The sequence below is a fragment of the Natrinema soli genome (genome assembly GCF_028618695.1).
In genome coordinates this window covers 1-2,323 of sequence record NZ_JAQIVI010000561.1, presented here as the reverse complement: position 1 = coordinate 2,323, position 2,323 = coordinate 1, and the positions used below count along the sequence as shown (strand labels likewise).

2 protein-coding genes and 1 pseudogene are annotated in these 2,323 nt (G+C 65.6%); all 3 read right to left on the bottom strand.

Annotated features, from left to right (window positions below; genetic code table 11):
- Window positions 1–631, bottom strand: a pseudogene (locus tag PGX04_RS34190) (transcriptional regulator); the annotation flags it as partial.
- Window positions 632–805: 174 nt separating this feature from the next.
- Window positions 806–1,693, bottom strand: coding sequence for a hypothetical protein (locus tag PGX04_RS34185; RefSeq protein WP_337959491.1), 888 nt, complete (start codon window positions 1,691–1,693; stop codon window positions 806–808).
- 128 nt (window positions 1,694–1,821) lie between these two features.
- Window positions 1,822–2,100: a UPF0058 family protein gene (locus PGX04_RS26575; protein ID WP_006181940.1), complete on the bottom strand. Its 279-nt coding sequence runs from the start codon at window positions 2,098–2,100 to the stop codon at window positions 1,822–1,824.
- Window positions 2,101–2,323: the final 223 nt, after the last annotated feature.

Below are 2,323 nucleotides of genomic sequence, written 5' to 3'. Positions count from 1 at the left end.
CCGCCGAGTCCTGCGAGTCCGCTCGAGCGTCGTTCGACGGGGCGTTGGCCGCACTCGCGTCGACCGGGTTCGACGACTGCTCCGACGAGGAGCGGTCCGGCGACGATCGATCCGGTTTCGCCTCGCGTCCGCCCGCGCTCGAGTCGGAAACCGCCTCGCTGTTCTCCGGATCGATCGATGGAATGCGTCGCGTCTCGCGCCACTCCTCCTCCCGTTCGAACTGTTCCTCGAGGCCGTCCTCCGCGCTCGCCTCCTCGGCTCCGGTTGCGGGATCGTCGTCAGACGACCCGATCGTCGTCTCGTCGTCCTCGCCCGCCTCACTGTCCTCGTTCACGTCGTCCGCGTTGTCCTCGTCGACCCAGGAAATATCGTTCTGATCGAGTTCCTCGGCCGCCGCCTCGACCTCCGCGAGGTCGGGACTCGGAGCGGATCCCTCGTCCGTCGATGGCCGGGACTCGCCAGTGTCGGCTTCGTCGGTGCCGGCGGGATCCTCAGTGTCGGTTGGATCTACGGCCGTCTCGGTGGCCGCTGCAGCCGTCTCAGTGGCCGCCGACGGCTCGCTCTCACCGCTGGCCGCTGCTGTCGAATCGGTCACGGTGGGCTCGTCGCCCGACGCTTCGATTCCCGGCACCGCCGATGTCGGCTCCGACTCCGATTCGGGGTCGGTCGACCCGACGGATGTGGCGTCGGGATCCGCGTTCTCGATCGCCTCGGTCTCCGCGGCCGCGTCCCGCTCCGATAGCCCGCCGTCGTCCTCGGAGGTTGCATTTGGGCTATACTCGGAATCGGGATCGGCGGACAGCCCCTAGTCGGTAATGCCCGCAGTGGCAGACTCCGCCTCTGCCTCGCTCTCGTCGGTCGTCGTGATACCCGTAACCTCCCCCGTCAGGTCGATCTCCGACGACAGGGTCGACTCGTCGTCGACGGTGACGTCTTCGGTCGGGTCGCTCCCGGCCGCATCGTCCGCGTCGACGGGGTCGGCGCTCGAGACGTCGATCGGGTCGATCGACTGGGTCGTCGAATCGGCGGTTTGATCGGACGCCGAGTCGGCAGCCGTAGACGGGTCAGCCGCCGTCGAATCCTGCGAGTCCGCTCGATCGGCCGCCTCGGAGCCCGTCGTCGATTCCGGCTCCGAATCGGGTTCGACGTCGGCCGTCCCCGGAACGTCGACGACATCGATCTCGACGTCGGTGACCTCGTAGATACCGACCTCGTCGGCCGCTCGCTCGAAGGCATCGTCCCCGGTGTGCAGCCGTTCGGCGTTGCCGATGTAGGCCGCGGCCATGCGGCGACCGCCGTAGTAGACGGCGTAGTAGTCGCCGCTGAGCACGTTCTCGCTCAGTTCGATGTAGCCGGTGAACGAGCCGCTCTGCAGCGTGCCGTCGACCTCGCGAAGCGGCGTCTCGTTAGTATAGTATTTCGCCCGCGGCTCGCCGCCCCGTTCCTCCATCGTACAGAGTAAGGGGAGCGACGGGTGGGGGGCCTCGTACCGCGTGCCCGAGGCGGTCTCGAAGTCCTCGATGTCGCCATCGAGGACGCCGACGATGCGGCCGTTGAGCATAAAGAGCCACGTGCCCGCCGTCGATACGGCACCCGAGAAATCACCATCAGCGAGATCGGAGAGACCGTCGAAACCGCCGTTGAAGGGGCGAGAGTCCCACTCCTCGACGCGCTCTTGCGTGCGCGAGTCCATACGTCAACAAGCGGGAACCACACCAAATACGTTTCGCCTATCGCAGCTACTGAAACGATCATCCGCTGAACGCACTCCCGTCGTCGACCAGGTACTCACTGGCTTTCAGCAGCTTCGATAGAAATCGCCTATATCTTCGATTCCGCGTCCTCGGCGAGTTCCTTCATTCGCTTGCCGATCCGACCGGCGCTCGAGAACTCGTCCTCGCTCATCGCGCTCGCGAGCGCGTTGCCGAGGACGAAGACCGCGTGTTTGTGTTCGCTCTTCGACTTGTGGACGTGCGAGGGATCGACATCGAGTTGGCGGTACGGATCGAACAGCGTTTCGTCGACCTCCTCGCGCTCGGAGAAGTACTCCATGATGACGACGAGTTCTTCGTGGAGCTCGAGGAGTTCGTCTTTATGCATATCCGCGTTTAGGGTCGGTTTCGATTTAAGCGTTGTGTGGCCGAGCGTCCCAACAGCGGGCGCGAGCGATCAGCGGCTCGGTCCGCCCGTTTCGCGGTCGGTCCGGCGGGAGATGGCGACCGCGAGCAGGAGGATCCAGCCGCCGAAGGCGACGGCAGCGACGAATTCGGGGACGGCGAACCACGTTGCGATCTCGATTGCGCTGCCGAGGGACGCCAGCCAG

Bases quoted from the DNA above. Each gene is read 5' to 3' on its own strand.
- PGX04_RS34185 (WP_337959491.1), bottom strand. From the start codon at position 1,693: ATGGACTCGCGCACGCAAGAGCGCGTCGAGGAGTGGGACTCTCGCCCC.
- PGX04_RS26575 (WP_006181940.1), bottom strand. From the start codon at position 2,100: ATGCATAAAGACGAACTCCTCGAGCTCCACGAAGAACTCGTCGTCATC.